Annotated in this window: 18 protein-coding genes; 2 read left to right on the forward strand and 16 right to left on the reverse strand. The window is 68.5% G+C overall.

All coding sequences use genetic code 11. From position 1 onward, the window contains the following. Positions 1 to 2: 2 nt before the first annotated feature. Together ACVCMI_RS11875 and gltX are read right to left on the reverse strand one after the other, a co-directional pair. Complete coding sequence (locus ACVCMI_RS11875) at positions 3 to 281, reverse strand: hypothetical protein (RefSeq protein WP_447098700.1); 279 nt, start codon at positions 279 to 281, stop codon at positions 3 to 5. Between the two features lie 35 nt (positions 282 to 316). Beyond that, positions 317 to 1,717 carry a glutamate--tRNA ligase gene (gene gltX, locus ACVCMI_RS11880; protein ID WP_447098699.1) on the reverse strand — a complete coding sequence of 467 codons (1,401 nt, stop codon included), beginning with the start codon at positions 1,715 to 1,717 and terminating at the stop codon, positions 317 to 319. 26 nt (positions 1,718 to 1,743) lie between these two features. Between gltX and ACVCMI_RS11885 the strand changes: the two genes are divergently transcribed. Next, the gene (locus tag ACVCMI_RS11885) at positions 1,744 to 2,547 is read left to right on the forward strand and encodes a transporter (protein ID WP_447098698.1); all 804 of its coding nucleotides are present in this window, start codon (positions 1,744 to 1,746) and stop codon (positions 2,545 to 2,547) included. A gap of 21 nt (positions 2,548 to 2,568) precedes the next feature. Here the strand turns inward: ACVCMI_RS11885 and ACVCMI_RS11890 are convergent, their stop codons facing one another. The 14 genes from ACVCMI_RS11890 to prmB all read right to left on the reverse strand — a co-directional run bounded on the left by ACVCMI_RS11890 (position 2,569) and on the right by prmB (position 16,558). After that, entirely contained in the window at positions 2,569 to 3,003 is a 435-nt protein-coding gene (locus tag ACVCMI_RS11890) for a DUF4399 domain-containing protein (RefSeq protein WP_447098697.1), read from the reverse strand. 341 nt (positions 3,004 to 3,344) lie between these two features. After that, entirely contained in the window at positions 3,345 to 4,214 is an 870-nt protein-coding gene (gene accD, locus ACVCMI_RS11895) for an acetyl-CoA carboxylase, carboxyltransferase subunit beta (RefSeq protein WP_395119027.1), read from the reverse strand. 40 nt (positions 4,215 to 4,254) lie between these two features. Then, entirely contained in the window at positions 4,255 to 5,055 is an 801-nt protein-coding gene (gene trpA / locus ACVCMI_RS11900) for a tryptophan synthase subunit alpha (protein WP_447098696.1), read from the reverse strand. Between the two features lie 113 nt (positions 5,056 to 5,168). Further along, positions 5,169 to 6,380 carry a tryptophan synthase subunit beta gene (gene trpB / locus ACVCMI_RS11905; protein ID WP_447098695.1) on the reverse strand — a complete coding sequence of 404 codons (1,212 nt, stop codon included), beginning with the start codon at positions 6,378 to 6,380 and terminating at the stop codon, positions 5,169 to 5,171. Between the two features lie 58 nt (positions 6,381 to 6,438). Beyond that, positions 6,439 to 7,443 (reverse strand): cupin-like domain-containing protein, encoded by a 1,005-nt coding sequence (locus ACVCMI_RS11910; protein WP_447098694.1) that lies wholly within the window; start codon positions 7,441 to 7,443, stop codon positions 6,439 to 6,441. Further along, positions 7,431 to 8,072 carry a phosphoribosylanthranilate isomerase gene (locus ACVCMI_RS11915; protein ID WP_447098693.1) on the reverse strand — a complete coding sequence of 214 codons (642 nt, stop codon included), beginning with the start codon at positions 8,070 to 8,072 and terminating at the stop codon, positions 7,431 to 7,433. Before ACVCMI_RS11915 ends, ACVCMI_RS11910 begins: the two co-directional genes overlap by 13 nt. After that, positions 8,069 to 8,851, reverse strand: coding sequence for a tRNA pseudouridine(38-40) synthase TruA (gene truA / locus ACVCMI_RS11920; RefSeq protein ID WP_447098692.1), 783 nt, complete (start codon positions 8,849 to 8,851; stop codon positions 8,069 to 8,071). Before truA ends, ACVCMI_RS11915 begins: the two co-directional genes overlap by 4 nt. A gap of 120 nt (positions 8,852 to 8,971) precedes the next feature. Then, on the reverse strand, positions 8,972 to 11,278 hold the full coding sequence (locus ACVCMI_RS11925) for a FimV/HubP family polar landmark protein (RefSeq protein ID WP_447098691.1): 2,307 nt from the start codon (positions 11,276 to 11,278) through the stop codon (positions 8,972 to 8,974). A 170-nt stretch (positions 11,279 to 11,448) separates the two neighbouring features. Beyond that, entirely contained in the window at positions 11,449 to 11,745 is a 297-nt protein-coding gene (locus ACVCMI_RS11930) for a hypothetical protein (protein ID WP_447098690.1), read from the reverse strand. 2 nt (positions 11,746 to 11,747) lie between these two features. Beyond that, positions 11,748 to 12,779, reverse strand: coding sequence for an aspartate-semialdehyde dehydrogenase (locus tag ACVCMI_RS11935; protein WP_395119043.1), 1,032 nt, complete (start codon positions 12,777 to 12,779; stop codon positions 11,748 to 11,750). Positions 12,780 to 12,813: 34 nt separating this feature from the next. Further along, positions 12,814 to 13,803 carry a 2-hydroxyacid dehydrogenase gene (locus ACVCMI_RS11940; RefSeq protein WP_447098689.1) on the reverse strand — a complete coding sequence of 330 codons (990 nt, stop codon included), beginning with the start codon at positions 13,801 to 13,803 and terminating at the stop codon, positions 12,814 to 12,816. A gap of 30 nt (positions 13,804 to 13,833) precedes the next feature. Further along, positions 13,834 to 14,922, reverse strand: coding sequence for a chorismate synthase (gene aroC, locus ACVCMI_RS11945; protein WP_395119047.1), 1,089 nt, complete (start codon positions 14,920 to 14,922; stop codon positions 13,834 to 13,836). A 141-nt stretch (positions 14,923 to 15,063) separates the two neighbouring features. Beyond that, the gene (locus ACVCMI_RS11950) at positions 15,064 to 15,630 is read right to left on the reverse strand and encodes a GNAT family N-acetyltransferase (protein WP_447098688.1); all 567 of its coding nucleotides are present in this window, start codon (positions 15,628 to 15,630) and stop codon (positions 15,064 to 15,066) included. Position 15,631: 1 nt separating this feature from the next. Further along, complete coding sequence (gene prmB / locus ACVCMI_RS11955) at positions 15,632 to 16,558, reverse strand: 50S ribosomal protein L3 N(5)-glutamine methyltransferase (protein ID WP_447098687.1); 927 nt, start codon at positions 16,556 to 16,558, stop codon at positions 15,632 to 15,634. 62 nt (positions 16,559 to 16,620) lie between these two features. On the opposite strand from prmB, the gene asd reads away from it, so the two are divergent. After that, positions 16,621 to 17,490 (forward strand): archaetidylserine decarboxylase, encoded by an 870-nt coding sequence (gene asd / locus ACVCMI_RS11960; RefSeq protein ID WP_447098686.1) that lies wholly within the window; start codon positions 16,621 to 16,623, stop codon positions 17,488 to 17,490. Positions 17,491 to 17,545: the final 55 nt, after the last annotated feature.

Genomic DNA, 17,545 nt, shown 5'->3' on the forward strand with positions numbered 1-17,545 from the left:
CCTCAGCGCGGCACCGGCGGCGGTTTCACGGCCGGCTGGCCGCGCGGCCTGCACAGGATCACGATCCAGCCGATCGGGCCGAGCACCCAGGACCACAAGACCGCTTCCAGCACCCGGCCGCGCCACCAGCCGAGCAGCAGGCCCACGGCGACGAACAGCAGATTCCACCAGAACATGGCTGCCCAGGGCACCATATTCAACAGATTGAAGAAGACGTGCCTGAACGCGCCGGGGGCGTCGAGATCGACGCCTTGGGTGGCGCGGGCCAGCAGCTCATCCACGGGGAGACTGGCGCCAGCTGCGCCGCGCCGCCAACTCAGGCATGGGTCATGGCCATCGCGGCGTCGATGCGGCGGATCGCCTCCTCGCGCCCCGTGAGATAGATCGTGTCCTCGATCGAGGGCGAGACCTGGGTACCGGTCATTGCCACCCGCAGCGGCTGCGCCACCTTGCCCATGCCCAACTCCAGCTGCGCCGCCACCTGCTCGATGACCAGGTGGACCGCCGCCGGCTTCCACTCGCACGCGCTCAGCAGCGTCTTCGCCGCCGCCAGCACGCCCGGGGCGCTGGCATTGCCGAGATGCTTCGCCACCGCCTTGTCGTCCCAGGCAGTGATCGGGCCGTACCAGATCTTCGCCCGCTCGGCCATTTCCTTCAGCGTGTGCACGCGCTCGCGCAGCGCCACGATGACCTCGATCGGCGCGGGGCCTTGCGCGACGTCCACGCCGGCGCGCTGCAGGTGCCATTCGAACTCGGCGAGGAACGACTGCGGCTCGTCGGTCTTCAGGTAATGCTGGTTCAGCCACGCCAGCTTCTCGGTGTCGAAGCGCGAGGCCGCCTTGTTGACGTCGGCGATGTCGAACAGCGCGATCATCTCTTCGCGCGAGAAGATCTCCTGATCGCCATGCGACCAGCCCAGCCGCACCAGGTAGTTGAGGATCGCGTGGGGCAGGAAACCCTGCTCGCGATAATCCATCACGCTGACCGCGTTGGTGCGCTTGGACAGCTTCTTGCCTTCCTTGTCCAGGATCATCGGCAGGTGCGCGAACTCCGGCACCGGCGCGCCGAGCGCGTGATAGATGTTGATCTGCCGCGGCGTGTTGTTGACGTGGTCGTCGCCGCGGATCACCTCGGTCACGCCCATGTCGATGTCGTCGACCACCACGGCGAAGTTGTAGGTCGGCCAGCCATCGGAGCGAAAGATCACCAGGTCGTCCAGCTCGCTGTTGGCGATCTCGATGCGGCCCTTGACCTTGTCCTCGAATACCACCGAGCCTTCGATCGGGTTGCGGAAGCGGATCACCCGGTTGGGGTCGTCGCGGCACGCCTCGTTGCGATCGCGGTAGTAACCGTTGTAGCGCGGTTTCTCGCCGGCCTGCATGGCCGCCTCGCGCATCGTCTCGATCTCGTCCTTGCTCTCGTAGGCGTAGTAGGCCTTGCCGGCGGCGACCAGCTCGTCGGCAACCTGCCTGTATCGATCGAGTCGCCGGGTCTGGTAGAACGGGCCCTCATCGGCATCGAGGCCGAGCCAGTGCATGGCGTCGAGGATCGCCTGCACCGCCGCGTCTGTGGAACGTTCGCGATCGGTATCCTCGATGCGCAGAATGAACTGTCCGCCGCGACGACGCGCCTCCAGCCAGCAATACAGCGCGGTGCGCGCGCCGCCGATGTGCAGGAAGCCGGTGGGGCTGGGAGCGAAACGGGTACGGACGGCCATGATGTTCCGGACAACAAGGAGAAACGATGGATTTTAACCGATACCGCGGGCAGCGCCGGCCTCGCATGCGCGCCCTGCCCACCTCCATGCTCGCGCTGGCGCTGCTTGTCGCCGCCGCACCCGCAAGGGCGGAGAACCCCGGTTTCGACCGCCCCGGCTACGGCTTCACGCCGGGCGTGCTGGCCGCTGGCGAGGCAATCCTCGAACAAGGCCTGCCGGACTGGAGCCGCGACCGGCAGGATGGCGTCACCGTGTCGCAGTACACCGCCGACAGCTTGCTGCGCATCGGGCTCGGCGGGCCGTTGGAAATGCAATTGGGCAGCGACTCCTGGAACGTGCTGCGGCAAGCCAGCCCGGGCGGCAGCGTGCACAGGGAAGGCCGCGGCGACAGCCAGCTGGGGCTGAAGCTGGCGCTGCCGTCGAGCCATGCGGGCTTCAGCTGGGGCCTGCTGGGCAGCGTCACCTTCACCGACGGCGAGCGGGAGTTCCGCGGAGACCATCGCCAGTACCTGCTCGGCGCGCAGTTCAACCTGGATGTCGGCGAGCGCCACTCGCTGGGCCTTTACCTGGAGAACGTGCGCCGCGGCGGTGCCGACAGCCCCACCGTGGCGCTGGACGACAGCCATGCGCTGTCGTCGGCGCTGACCCTGTACACCGAACTCGCCTGGCAGCACCTGCCCGGCGAGGGCAACGGCAGCCTCGCCGGTGCCGGCGTGCAGTGGATGGTCACGCCCCGCGTGCAACTGGACGCGGGCTTCGACCATCGCCTGCACGGCTCGGCAAACCAGTGGCAGGGCAATCTGGGCGTGTCGATCTACTTCGGCGGCTGATTGGGTCGCACGCCCCCGCGATTACTTGACGTGGACGGTGATTTTCTTCGACACCACCGCCGGCACGAACGGCACATGATTCGCGTCACCCAGCTCCAGTTGCAGAGTATGCGTACCCGGGGCCAGCTTCAGCGTGGTCTGGGTCTGGCCGCCGCCGAAATGGATGTGGTTGGCGTCGGCCGGAATCGGCTGGCCGGCGGCGGGCAAGGTCTTCACGTCGACCAGCAGGTGATGATGGCCGGTGTGCTCCCTGGTCACGCCCGCTGGCGCCACGCCCATGCCCTCGAGGCCGAAGCGCACGGTGAATTCCTGGCCGACGGTGGCGCCGTCCGCGGGCGAGATGATGTAGACCCTGGCGGCGGCCGGCGCCGACGTGCCCGGCAGCGCAGGTGCTTCGGCTGCCGTCGCGACAGTGGCCAGACCGGTGAGGGCGAGAATGAGCAGGATGCGATTCATCGAGGGAACCTCCAGCAAAGGGGAACTCCCAGTGTAAGCGCTGCACCGCGCCGCCGCCCACTGTGCGCAATATGCTCACGCCGTCGTGGCTGCCTTTGCGCTCAAGCAGATAGCGAATTTGTCCACAGGCTTTGCCGAACGTGCTCCACAGTCGCTGTGGAAAACTCTCGCGCGGTTGCTCAGAAAATCATCAAGGCGTGGCAAGTCATTGCCGGCAAAGGACGAAGCGCGGTTGTCCACAGGCTTGTACAGCGACGGCGCACAGAAGCTGTGGAAAACCCGGCCCGCGATACGACGATGCCGCCCGTGGGCGGCATCGCTCCGCGACACGCGACGCGCGCTCAGGCCGCGCGATCGGCCCGGGTCAGGATGCCGAACAGGTCGGCAAGCTTGTCGCGCATCTCGCGGCGGTCGACGATCAGGTCGATCGCACCGTGGTCAAGCAGGAACTCCGAACGCTGGAACCCTTCCGGCAGCGTCTCGCGCACGGTCTGCTCGATCACGCGCGGACCGGCAAAGCCGATCAGCGCCTTGGGCTCGCCGATGTTGATGTCACCCAGCATCGCCAGGCTGGCCGAGACACCACCGGTGGTCGGGTTGGTCAGCACGCTGATGTACGGCACGCCGGCATCGCGCAGACGCGCCAGCGCGGCCGAGGTCTTGGCCATCTGCATCAGCGAGAACAGCGCCTCCTGCATGCGCGCACCGCCAGTGGCGGAGAAACACACCAGCGCGCTCTTGTCGGCCAGCGCACGTTCGGCGGCGCGGGCGAACTTCTCGCCCACCACCGACCCCATCGAGCCGCCCATGTAGGCAAACTCGAACGCCACCGCCATCAACGGACGTCCCTTCAAGCGGCCGCTCATCGCGACCATGGCGTCCTTCTCGCCCAGTTTCTTCTGGGTGGCGATGATGCGGTCGCGATACTTTTTCGAATCGCGGAACTTCAGCGGATCGGCCGGTTCCATGCTGGCCCACAGTTCCTGGCCGGAACCTTCGTCCAGCAGCGCGCCCAGGCGCGCCCGTGCGCTGATGTAGTGATGGTGGCCGCACTTGGGACACACCATCAGGTTGCGTTCCAGTTCAGGCCGGTACAGCACGGTGCCGCAGCCCGCGCATTTCTCCCACACGCCCTCGGGCACCGAGCCCTTGCCGCCACCCGAAGGGAGCGTGCGGGTACGCGGGTTCATGATCTTCTGCAGCCAATTCATCGCAATACCTCAAACTTTCGAGACGGCCGGGTCGACCGCCTCAGCGTGCATCCAGCGCCGCGCGGATCGGCTGCAGGAAACTGCGCACACGACCCGTGATATCCGCCGCGTCCGTGGCCGCCGCCAGGCTTTCGACCAGCGCGCTGCCGATGACGACCGCGTCAGCGAAGCCGCCGATCGCTGCGGCGCTGGCCGCATCGCGAATGCCGAACCCCACCGCCACCGGCGTACCGGCGAGGCTCCTGACTTCGGCAACGCGCTCGGCAATCTCGCTGACGCTCAACTGCGCCGCTCCGGTGACGCCAGCGAACGATACATAATACAGGAAGCCTTCCGCCGAGCTGCACAACTGCGCCATACGCGCAGGTGCGGTGGTGGGCGCGGCGAGCAGGATCTGCTGCAACCCCGCCTCGCGCAGCGACTGCAGCACGGTCGACTCCTCCAGCGGACAATCGACCAGCAGCACGCCATCGACGCCGGCCGCCACAGCCTCCTGCGCGAAGCGCGCGTAGCCATGGATCTCCAGCGGGTTCAGATAGCCCATCAGCACGATCGGGGTTTCCGCATCGCGTTCGCGAAATGCATGCACCCAGCCCAGCACCTGCGCGAGACCGACGCCCTTGGCGATCGCCCGCTCACTGGCGTGCTGGATCACCGGGCCGTCTGCCATCGGATCGGAAAACGGCACGCCCAGCTCGATCAGGTCCGCCCCCGATTCCACCAGCGCATGCATCATCGCCACCATGTGCTGCGGCGAAGGATCGCCCGCGGTGACGAACGGGATCAGGCCGGTGCGGCCGGTGGCCTTGAGTTGGGCGAAGCGGGTGTCGATGCGGCTCATAAGACAGGAGTGAGTAATGAGAAGTGAGAAGTGAAAGAGAGCTCGGGCGGGTCTGAGCGGTTCTGGAGTGCGAGACTTCCTCTCACTTCTCACTCCTCTCCACTCACTCCTCGCTACACGCTCACTCCCTCGCGCGCCGCGATCGTGTGCACGTCCTTGTCGCCGCGGCCGGACAGGTTGCACAGCACGATGCCGTCTTTGGGCAACTCGCGCGCCAGCTTGATCGCCTGCGCCACCGCGTGGCTGGATTCCAGGGCGGCTAGGATGCCTTCGGTGCGCGCCAGCAGGTGGAACGCCTCCAGCGCCTCGTCGTCGGTGATGCCGACGTACTCGGCGCGACCGGCATCCTTCAGGAAGGCATGCTCCGGCCCCACACCGGGATAGTCGAGGCCGGCGGAGACCGAATGCGTCTCGGTGATCTGGCCGTCGTCGTCGCACAGCACGTAGGTGCGGTTGCCGTGCAGCACGCCGGGACGGCCGGCCGCCAGCGAGGCGGCATGATGGCCGGTGGCGATCCCCTCGCCTGCCGCCTCGGCGCCGACGATGCGCACGTCGGCGTCGTTGAGGAAGGCATGGAACAGGCCGATGGCATTGGAGCCGCCGCCGACGCAGGCGGTCAGCACGTCGGGCAGGCGGCCGTATTGCGCCAGCATCTGCGCGCGTGCCTCGCGCCCCACGACGGCATTGAAGTCGCGCACCATCTTCGGATACGGATGCGGACCGGCCACGGTGCCGATGATGTAGAAGGTGTCGGCCACGTTGGTGACCCAATCGCGCATCGCCTCGTTCAACGCATCCTTCAACGTCTTCGAACCGGAAGTCACCGGCACCACCTCGGCGCCGAGCAGCTTCATGCGGTAGACGTTGATCTTCTGCCGCTCGATGTCGACCGCACCCATGTACACCACGCAGCGCATGCCGAAGCGCGCCGCTACCGTGGCCGTGGCTACGCCATGCTGGCCGGCGCCGGTTTCCGCGATGACGCGCTGCTTGCCCATGTGCCGCGCCACCAGCGCCTGGCCGATGGTGTTGTTGATCTTGTGCGCGCCGGTGTGGTTGAGGTCCTCGCGCTTGAACAGAATGCGCGCGCCGCCAACCTGCCGCGACAGCCGTTCGGCGTGGTAGATCGGGCTGGGCCGGCCGACGTAGTGCTGCAGGTCGCGATCCAGTTCCGCGAGGAAAGCCGGATCGGTGCTCAGCCGTTCGTAAGCCTCGCTCAACTCGGCCAACGGCGCCATCAGCGTCTCGGCGACATAGCTGCCGCCATACTCGCCGAAGCGGCCATGGGCGTCGGGGTAGAGGTTGAAGTCCGCAATCTTGCTCATGGGGTCACTCGGGGATGGGCATGCCGCACTGCGGCAAGCGACCATCTTAGCGGATAGTTCACAGATAACGCCGGATGGTTTCCCGGAACTCGGCCAGTTGCCCCGGCGTGAGCGCGCCGAGTATCCCGCGCCGCTCGGCGGGGATGTGCGCGGCGGGGTCGTCGTCGCCGAAGACGTAGTGATCCAGCAGGCCTTTCCACGCCGCCCGCTCTGCCGGCGGCAAGGCGCGGAACACGAGGATGCAGTGCATCAGGCAGCCCAGCGCCGTGGCCGGTGCGTCGCCCCCGGCCGGCACCGGTTTCCACCAGTAGTTCACCAGCGCATTGATCTGCTCCAGCGACTCGACGTGGTGCCACCACATCGGCGGGATGTAGATCGCGTCGCCGGGATGCAGTTCGGCCACCTGCGCCGCGGCCAGCGCATCTTTCAAGCGCGGATAACGCGGATCGTCGGGACGATCCAGCCGCGCCATGCCGATCGCCGCGCCGGTCGGCGCGAAATCCAGCGGGCCGACATAGAGATTGCGCACCTGCTCCGGGGCGAACAGGGTGAAGCGCCGCACCCCGCACGCCACACAGGCGACGTTGTGGTACTCGTCGAAATGCGCCGGCGTGGTGACCTTGTTGCCGATCCAGATGCGCGGCTGGATCGCCTTGTCGATGAAGGGAACCGCATGATCCTCCAGCAGTCCGGGCAGGCAGTCGGCGATCAGCGCGCTCTGCATCGCCAGCCCCGGCGGATTGTCCTGGCGGCTGTAGGCCGCCAGCCGCTGCAGGCCCCGGGTGATCGAGACGCGGTGATGCGCGTAGTTGAAACCGTCGACATTCGCGTTGTAGCCGATCACGCCGCCCTCGCCTGCCGGCATCAGCAGCGCGTCGACCTCGCGGCCGTTGTCCAGCTTCGCCAGGCCTTGCGCAAAGGCGGTGTCCGACCGCCGCGACCACGCCACCATCGGCCAGTCGCGGCAGAGGCCGCGGATCACCAGCGGGCGGGCACGATCCACCAGGCCCGCGAGTTCGAGTGCCTGCCCGGCGCCGCGATATTCCTCGATCACTCCCGGCATGCCGCCTGCTCCGCGTCGGCCGCGCGCACCGCGCGGATGAAGGCTTCGAGCCGCGCCGCGTCCTTGATCCCCGGTGCCGATTCCACTCCGCTGGCCACATCCACCGCCCACGGACGTGCCGCGCGCACTGCATCGCCCACGTTGCCGGCGTGCAGGCCACCGGCCAGGATCAGCGGCTGCGCCAGATTGCCGGGCAGTAACGACCAGTCGAACGCCTTGCCGCTGCCGCCCGCCTCGCCGGGTGCATGGCCGTCCAGCAACAGGCCGGCGGCGCGCGGGTAATCGCGCAGGCGCGGCAGCGCGGCAGCGCCATCGCCCATCGCGATCGCCTTGACGAAGGGGCGGTCGAACCGTGCGCACCAGTCGTCGCCCTCATCGCCATGGAACTGCAGCAGCGCGGGATCGACTTCATCGACCACCTGCCGCACCAGCGCCGCCGCGTCGTCCATGAACAGGGCCACCGTGGCGATGAACGGCGGCAGCGCCGCGACGATCTCGCGCGCACGCGCCAGCGTCACCTGCCGCTTGCTGCGCGCGGTGAACACCAGGCCGATCGCATCGGCGCCGAGCCGCGCGGCGAGCAGCGCATCCTCGACGCGGGTCATGCCACAGCATTTGATGCGGGTCACGGGCCGGCTCCCGTCAGGCAGACTTCGGTGGGCAGGCCCCAGTGTGCCTCGTAGCGCGGGCCGATGAAGGTCAGCCCCGAGGCCGGTGCAGTCGGTCCGGCCACCTGGCGGTCGCGGCCGGCGAGCAGTTCGGCCATCCATTCCACCGGCTGCTCGCCGCGACCGACCAGCAGCAGCGAACCCGCGATGTTGCGCACCATGTGGTGCAGGAAGGCATTGGCCTCGATCTCCAGCATGACGTGCTCGCCCTCGCGGCGAACGCTGATCTCGAGCACCGAGCGCCGCGGGTGCGGCGCCTGGCACGACAGCGCCCGGAATGCGCTGAAGTCGTGCTCGCCCAGCAAGGATTGCGCGGCTTCGTGCATGCGCTGCGCGTCCAGCGGCAGGCGCTCCCAGGTGACGTAGCGCGCGTCCAGCGCGGCGCGCACCGGCCGGTTGAGGATGTGGTAGCGATAACGGCGGCTGCGCGCGGAGAAGCGCGCGTGGAAGCTGTCCGGCACCGGTTGCGCCCACAACACGGCCACGCTGGCCGGCAGGTTCGAGCACGCGCCCAGCACCCAGCCGCGCAATTCGCGGCGTGCATCGGTATCGAAATGCACCACCTGGCAGCGGCCGTGGACGCCGGCGTCGGTGCGTCCTGCGCAACTGACCAGTACCGGATGGGCCGCCACTTTCGACAAGGCCTCCTCCACTGCGCCCTGCACGCTCGGCCCTTCGGTCAGGCGTTGCCAGCCGAAGAAATCGGTGCCGTCATACTCGATGCCGAGAGCGATGCGCATGGATGCCGCAGATCCGGAAGGAAGCGTCGAAGATTAGCAGGCAGGCACCGACGTCATGCCCGCCGAAAAGAAATCGGGCCGGCAAGGCCGGCCCGGCTCCGTCCCGTTCGCGATGCGATCTCAGCCCAGACCGTCGAGCAGCTTGCGCGCCACGTCGCGCTGCATCTGGCTGCCTTCCTTGAGCACTTCGCCCAGCATCGCGCGGGCGCCATCGGCATCGCCCATGTCGAGATAGGCGCGCGCCAGGTCGAGTTTGGTATCGACCGGATCGTCGCTGAACTCAGCCGACTCCGCGGCGGACGCGCCGGTTTCCGGCGCATCCCAGGAAGCCTTCGGCTCGGCGTGCGGCTTGACCACGGTAATGTCGTCCGCGGCCGCCGGCGGCGCCGTGCGCGAACCACCGGCTGGCTGGGTCAGGTCGAAATCGAAGCTGTACTCGGTGACTTTCTTCGTGCCGGTCGGCAGCGCCGGCGGCAGCGGGGAAACCACGGTGGGTGCGTCGCTGTCGTCGGCGTAGTCGTCGATGTCGAACGCCTGCGTCGCCTCGGACTCGACGTCGGCAGGCTCCGCATGATGGTCGAACAACGGATGCCCCGGCGCGAGATCCTCGCCCATGTGCACCACGTCCTGCCACTCGTCCTGTTCCGGGTCGGTGATGTGGGCGTGCATCGCTTCGGCCGCGGCCTCGAAACGCTCCACGTCGCGGCGCGAGTAGTACAGCGTGACCAGTTCCAGATGCAGGTAGATGTCGTCCGGATGCTCGGCCAGCTGGTCGAGCAGTTGCTCCTGGTCGGTATCGCCATCGGCCAGCAGATCGTCGTCGCCCTCGCCTGCCGGCGGCGTGGCGCCGAAACGATCGGCCAGCGAGGCTCCCCCCGTCTTGGCGGCGGCCGCAGGCTTGCGGCGGCGACCGAGAACGGCAAGCAGAATCAACACGATGACCGCGCCGGCCGCTGCGGCCCAGGCCCAAGTCTGCATGTACCAGGGTTGCTCGACCACGCGTGCCGGGGCGGGCGCGGGCGCGGGTGCGGACGCAGGTTCGGCCGCAACCGTGGCCGCAGCAGCCGGTGTCGCACTGGCAGTAGCCAGCGAGGCCGAACCGGCCGGCGCGAACGCGGTGCCTGCCGCTGCCACCGATGCCGAGGTCGCCGCGCCGGAGGAGGCCCAGGCCACCGGGCTCTCGCTGGCCTCGGCGCTGCTGCCGGCGCTGGCCACCGCCGGCGCGAGCGCTGCGGGTTCCGCTACCGTGCTCGCAGCCACGGGAGCGGTTGCCGGCGCGCCGGTGCCCTTGCGTGCAGCGGCCAGCTTGGCCTGCAACTCGGCGATCTCGCTGTCCTTCAGCGACAGCAGGTGTTCGTTCTTGGCGTTGATGTCGGTGAGGTCTTTCAGCCGCGCCTTCAGGTCGCCGCTCTGCTGCTTCAGGCTGGCCACGCTTTCGCGGGAGCGCAGCAATTCCTCGCGCAGGCTGGCAGAGGACTGGTCGGTCTTGCCGGATGACTGCCCGCCGCCGGCGGTGCCGGCCTGCGGAGGCACCAGCGCCAGCCGGTCCTCGTTGTCGGCCGCGCCGGTGGTGGGCGAGCCGGAGGAGGAAGCGCGCGTTGCCGCATCGGCCACCACCGCGGGCTTGCCCGGCGTGCCGGCGCGCCAGTCGCTGTTCTGCCGGCTCACCTCGGCGGCCGCCGCGGCCAGGCTCATGGCCTGCGCCTCGGAGGCGCTGGGCACGCGCAATACCGCGCCGCTCTTGAGCGCGTTGATGTTGTCGCGATAGAAGGCGTCCGGATTGGCCTGCTGCAGGGCCAGCATCATCTGGCGCACGTCGACGCCGGTCGGCGTCACGCTGCGGGCGATGCCCGACAGTGTCTGGCCGCTCTGCACCGGACCGAGACGGCCGTTCTCGACGGCAGCGGGAGCCGGAGTGCGGGTAGCCGCCGCCACTTGCGGCGCCGGGGCGGGAGCGCGCTGCGCAGGGCGCGGCGCCGGGCTGGCCGGGCGCGGCGCCGCCACTGGCGCCGGCGCGGGGGTTGCCGCGACCGGGTGCGAGCCGGGTGGATCGAGCAGGATCGCGTACTCGCGCACGCTGGGGCCGTCCTTGCCGTCCACTTCAATGAGGAGGTCGAGATAGGGATCGTTCACCGGTTCGCTGCTGGTGATGCGGATCACCGGGTGCGCGCCGGTGGCAACGCTGAAGTGCAGCGGAATGTCGGTGCGCCCGCCGACGATGCCGGCCCGGGCAAACTGCTCGCTGGAGGCCAGTTTCACCTTGAGACCCTGCAACTCGGCCGGACTGGCCGGGTGCAGCGGAATCTCGGCCAGCAGCGGCTGTCCCAATGCCGATTTGACCTGGACCTGGCCCATGTCCACAGCCAGGAGCTGGCTGCTCCCCAGCGCCAGCGCCACCAGCATCGACAATTTCAACGAACGATTCATGCATGTTCCCCCGAGCGATCCCTGACGCTTTCTTGTTGAAAAGATGCCGCCACCAGGGCGGCGGCCGCGTCACCGTGCCGCCACTTTAGTTACAAGAAGCGCAATCAACAATAGCCGCGGCGAATACTTGCGACACATTGCTGCTGCCGGTTCTTGCCCCGGACACCCCGTCATGGGTGGTCATCAGGCACCGCGGCCTGCACCTGCAACAACTGGCGGCGCAACTCGGCGATCTGCGCGTCCTGCTGCTCCAGGCGCCGGCTGGCGCGCTGGCTGGCTGATTCCTGACGCGCCACCTCTTGCTGCAGGCGCTTCACCTCGACCTGATTGCGTTGCATCCGCTGCCGTACGGCCGGCAGTGCCGGGACGGCCGTCGAGCCGGCGCGGGCCGGTCCGGCCGGCGGCGCGGCCCAGGCCGACGCGGTGAGCAGGATGCCGATGGCGGCAAGAGACGGCAGGACACGCATGGTCAGAGATAATCCTCGATCAGCAACTCGGCAATCTGCACCGCATTCAAGGCCGCACCCTTGCGGATGTTGTCCGAGACGACCCACAGGTCCAGCCCGCGCTCATGCGAGATGTCCTCGCGGATGCGCCCGACGAACACGCCATCGGTCCCGGCCGCCTGCGCCACCGGGGTCGGGTAGCCGGCCGGCTTGCGCTCGTCCATCAGCACCACGCCCGGCGCCTGGCGCAGCAGTTCGCGCGCCTCCTCGGCGGTGATCTTGTCGCTGGTCTCGATGTGCACCGCCTCGGAATGGCCATAGAACACCGGCACGCGCACCGCGGTCGGGTTCACCTGGATCGACTCGTCCTCCAGGATCTTGCGGGTCTCCCACACCAGCTTCATCTCCTCCTTGGTGTAGCCGTTGGGCTGGAAGTCGTCGATCTGCGGGATCACATTGAACGCGATCTGGACCGGGAATTTCTTGCCCGGTTCCACGCTTTGGAAATTCAGCAGGGCCGCGGTCTGTCGGCCCAGCTCCTCCATGCCGCTGCGGCCGGCACCGGAGACGGACTGGTAGGTGGCCACGTTGATCCGCTCGATCTGCGCCGCGCGGTGGATCGGCGCCAGCGCGACCAGCATCTGCATGGTCGAGCAATTCGGGTTGGCGATGATGCCGCGGTTGGTGTACTGGGCGATCGCGTGCGGGTTGACCTCGCTGATCACCAGCGGGATGTCGTCCTGATAGCGGAACTCGGAAGTGTTGTCGATCACCACCGCGCCGGCCGCTGCCGCGCGCGGCGCGTGTTCGCGGCTGACCGAGCCGCCGGCGGAGAAGAACGCGATGTCGACGCCGGCGAAGTCGTAGGTGTCCAGCAACTGCACGGTGACCTGCTTGCCGCCGAAGCTGACCTTGCCACCGGCTGATCGCTCGCTGGCCAGCGGCACCAGCTCGCTGACCGGAAACTCGCGCTCGGCGAGGATGGCCAGCAGGGCTTCGCCGACGGCACCGGTGGCGCCGACCATGGCGACCTTGTAACTGCTCTTGTGACTCATGGAATGGGTTGCTCTGGAAGTGGAGGCGTGCCGGTCACAGCACGTTCGGGTTGAGGAGGTTGGGTGGTCGTCCGGCGTGCGGACCATGGCCGAACAACGCGAGCACATTGTCCACCGCCACCGATGTCATCGCGCGGCGGGTATCGGTCGTGGCGCTGGCGATATGGGGGCTGAGCACCACGTTGTCGAGCGTGAGCAGCGCCGGATGCAGCTTCGGTTCGCCCTCGAACACGTCCAGCGCCGCGCCGGCCAGGCGCCGGTCGCGCAACGCCGCGGCCAGCGCGGCGTCGTCGACAATGCCGCCGCGGGCGACGTTGACCAGCATCGCGGTCGGCTTCATCAGGGCCAGCTCGGCCGCGCCGATGGCGTGTCGGGTGCGCGGCGTCAGCGGCAAGGCCAACACCAGGAAATCGGACTCGCCCAGCAACTGCGCCTTGTCCACGTGGCGTGCGTTGCAGGCGCGCTCGATCGCCTCGGGCAGCGGCGAGCGGTTGTGGTAGATCACCGGCATGCCGAAGCCGACCGCGCGATGGGCGATGGCCTGGCCGATGCGACCCATGCCGAGGATGCCCAGGGTGCGACCGCGCACGTCGCTGCCCAGCCACGCCTTGAACTCGGTGGCATGCCAGTGGCCGGCACGCAGCCAGCGCTCGGCCGCAGTCATGCGCCGGGCCGCGCCCAGCAGCAGCGCCCAGGCGAAGTCGGCCACGCTCTCGTTGAGCACGTCGGCGGTGTTGGACACCGCGATGCCGGCAGCGCTCATCGCGTCGACGTCGATGTTGTCGTAGCCCACTGCAAGGTTGGCCACGATACGCAGGCGCTCGGCCGCACCGATTTCGGCCGCGCCGATGCGGTCCTTGAGGCCGACGATCACCGCATCCTGCCCCGCCAGCCGGGCAGCCAGTTCGGCAGGACTGAACTTGCGCTCGGTCTCCTCCACGGTCACCTGGAAATGCGGCTCCAGCCGGGCGATGACACCGGGGAAAGTGGGGCGGGACACCCAGACGCGCGGCTTGTCGGTCATCGAACGGGTTCCGGTGGCGGTGGCTCGGCCTCAGGCGATGCGTGGCGCGACCGGCCCCACGTCGCCGCATTGCGCCCGATGGCGCAAGGCGTGATCCATCAGCACCAGCGCCATCATCGCCTCGGCGATGGGCGTGGCACGGATGCCGACGCAGGGGTCGTGACGCCCCTTGGTGACCACGTCCACCGGCTCGCCGGCCAGGTTCACGCTGCGGCCGGGGATCAGGATGCTGGAGGTGGGCTTCAACGCGATCGAGGCGGTCACCGCCTGTCCCGTGCTGATGCCACCGAGAATGCCACCGGCGTGATTGGACGTAAAGCCGTCCAAACGCATTTCATCGCGATGTACGCTCCCGCGTTGGGCGACGGCGGCGAAACCATCGCCGACCTCCACGCCCTTGACTGCGTTGATCGACATCAGCGCACTGGCCAGGTCGCCGTCCAGCTTGCCGTAGACCGGCTCGCCCCAGCCAGGAGGCACGCCCTCGGCGACCACGTTGACGCGCGCGCCGACCGAATCGCCGGACTTGCGCAGCTTGTTGATGTAGTCCTCCAGCGCCGGCACCTGCGATGCATCGGGCCAGAAGAACGGGTTCTGCTCCACCGCGCTCCAGTCGAACGCACCGGGCACGACCTCGCCGATCTGCGCCAGGTAGCCGCGCACGTGCACGCCATGGCGTTCGGCCAGCCATTTCTTCGCCACGACGGCAGCGGCCACGCGCATGGTGGTCTCGCGCGCCGAGGAGCGCCCGCCGCCGCGCGGGTCGCGGATGCCGTACTTCTGCCAGTAGGTGTAGTCGGCGTGGCCGGGGCGGAAGGTCTGCTCGATCTCGCCGTAGTCCTTGCTGCGCTGGTCGGTGTTGCGGATCAGCAGCGCGACCGGCGTGCCGGTGGTCTTGCCCTGGTACACGCCGGAAAGAATCTCCACCTCGTCCGCCTCGTGCCGCTGCGAGGTGTAGCGGCTGCGGCCGGTGGCGCGGCGCTCGAGGTCGGTGCGGAACTCTTCCGAGGCGATGGCCAGCCCCGGAGGGCAGCCGTCGATCACGCAGCCGATCGCCGGCCCGTGGCTTTCGCCGAAGGTGGTGACGGTGAACAGCTTGCCGAAGGAATTGCTTGACATCGCGCGTCCGGGATCAAAGCCCAGAGCATACCGGCACCACCCCTCTTGTAGGAGCCCGCTCGTGGGCGATGCCTTTTTAATCTTGCGAATCCCGAATCCCCAATCCCGGCTCTCGACAGACGAATGTCTGGTCATCCCGGTTCAAGAACATCGCCCGCGAGCGGGCTCCTGCCGTGGCGCCGCTGGCCACTCGCGGGAGAGCATGGCGAAGATCATGTCGTCCACCCATTCGCCGTGCAGCCACAGGCTTTCGCAGTGATGGGCTTCCTGACGCATGCCCAGCGAACGCAGCAGGGCGAGGCAGGCCTGGTTGCGCGGGTCGACCGAGGCGTGGATGCGGTGCCGGCGCCACGGGCCGAATACCTGCCCGAACAGGGCGCGCACGGCCTCGCCGGCGTAGCCACGGCCCTGCCCGGCCGGCGCGAGGCTGATGCCGAACTCGACCGATTCCATCGCATCCTCGGGCAGGTTCACGCCAAGATCGCCGATCAGCCGGCCGTCCTCGCGCAGGCGGATCGCGCGCTGGAACCAGCCGGCGGGAGTGGCTGCGGGCGATTGTCGCTCGATGAAGGCACGCGCGGCGGCGAGATCGGCTGGCCGCCAACCCTGGTAGCGCGCCACCACGGGGTCGCTGCGCAGGGCGAACAGCGCCGCGGCGTCTTCAGCGCGCAACGGGTCGATCCGCAGTCGCGCCGTGACCAGTTCCATGTCAGCCCGGGCGGCGTGCGACAGCCGCGGCGTGAATCGCCGCCGCATGCTCGACCAGGTCGCGCCGCTCCAGCGCGAACACGCCCATCGGGCCGACCTTGAACTCGATCCACACGAACGGGACCTCCGGCAGCAGCGCGGACAGCGCGTGCTCGCTCTCGCCCACCTCCACGATCAGCAGGCCGTCCTCGGTCAAATGACCAGCCGCCTCGTCCAGCATGCGCAGGCACAGGTCCAGGCCGTCCGCGCCGGAGGTCAGGCCCAGCTTGGGCTCGTGCGCGTATTCGCCCGGCAGCGCGGCGTACTCGTCCTCGGTGACGTAGGGCGGGTTGGAGACGATCAGGTCGTACTTGCGCCCGGCCACGCCGGCGAACAGATCCGACTGGATCGCCTCGACGCGGCCCTCGACGTGCTGGAACGCGATGTTCTCGCGCGCCAGCGACAGCGCCTCGTCGCTGATGTCGACGATGTCGACCTGCCATTCGGGGTTGTACTCGGCCATCGCGATGCCAATGCAACCCGAGCCGGTGCACAGGTCCAGCGCGCGCTCGATGTGGCGCTCGTCCAGCCACGGCGCGAAGCCCGACTCGATCAGCTCGGCGATCGGCGAACGCGGCACCAGCGCGCGGCGGTCGCTCTTGAACTTCAGCCCGGCGAACCAGGTCTCGCCGACCAGGTAGGCCACCGGCAGGCGCTCGCTGACGCGGCGCTCGATCAGCGCCAGCACGTTCGCGCGCTCGGCCGCGGTGAGCCGGCCGGCGCCGTAGGCCGGCGGGATGTCCGGCGGCAGGTGCAGGCTGGCCAGCACCAGATGGGTGGCCTCGTCGATCGGGTTGTCGTGGCTGTGGCCGAAAGTCAGCCCGGCGGCCGAGAAACGGCTGGCACCGTAGCGGATGAAGTCGATGATGGTGGCGAGTTCGGCGGTCACGGGCGGCCCACGGCACGGCAAAAGGCCGCTGATTATAAGCGCGAGCCCCGTATACTGGCCGGATGACTTTCAAAGTAATCCTCCAATACCTCCTGCCGCACCGTTTGCTGTCGCGGTTGGTCTACTGGGCCACGCGCTGGACCTTCGCGCCGTGGAAGAACTGGCTGATCGCCACGATCGTGCGCAACTACGACGTGGACATGGCCGAGGCGGCGCAGCCCGATCCGCTGGCCTACCAGCACTTCAATGCCTTCTTCACGCGCAAGCTGAAACCCGGCGCGCGCCAGGCCGATGCCGATCCGGCCGCCCTGCTCTCGCCGGCCGACGGCCGCATCAGCCAGGCCGGCACGATCGTCGACGGCCGCATCTTCCAAGCGAAGGGCCGGGAATACACTGCCGCCGAACTGCTCGGTGGCGACGAGGCCGCAGCCGCGCCGTACCGCAACGGCTGCTTCGTCACCGTCTACCTGTCGCCGCGCGACTATCACCGCGTGCACATGCCGCTGAAAGGCACGCTCACGGAAACCGTGCACGTGCCCGGACGCATCTTCAGCGTGGCGCCGTTCGCGGTCACGGCGATCCCGCGGCTGTTCGCCCGCAACGAGCGGCTGGTGTGCCACTTCGAGGGCGAGCACGGCCCGTTCGCGGTGGTGATGGTGGGCGCGATCCTGGTCTCGTCGGTGGCCACCGTGTGGGACGGCCTGGTGATCCCGCCGTACGCGCCGTCGATCCGGCGCAAGTCGTTCGCCGGCCAGCACGTCACGCTGGAACGCTTCGCCGAGATGGCGCGCTTCAACATGGGTTCGACCGTGATCGTGTTGTTGCCGCCGGGCAGCGCGACGGTCGATCCGCTGCCGCCGCAACAGCACGTTCGCGTGGGCCAGCGGATCGGTCAGATCAGGGTGGCAGGCGGCCACTTTCCCGAAAACTGACGTTGCGCGTCATTTTGTGACGCTATGCGCGCAAATTCCGGGGGTGGCCGGTTAA

Source organism: Rhodanobacter sp. UC4448_H15 (assembly GCF_052978265.1).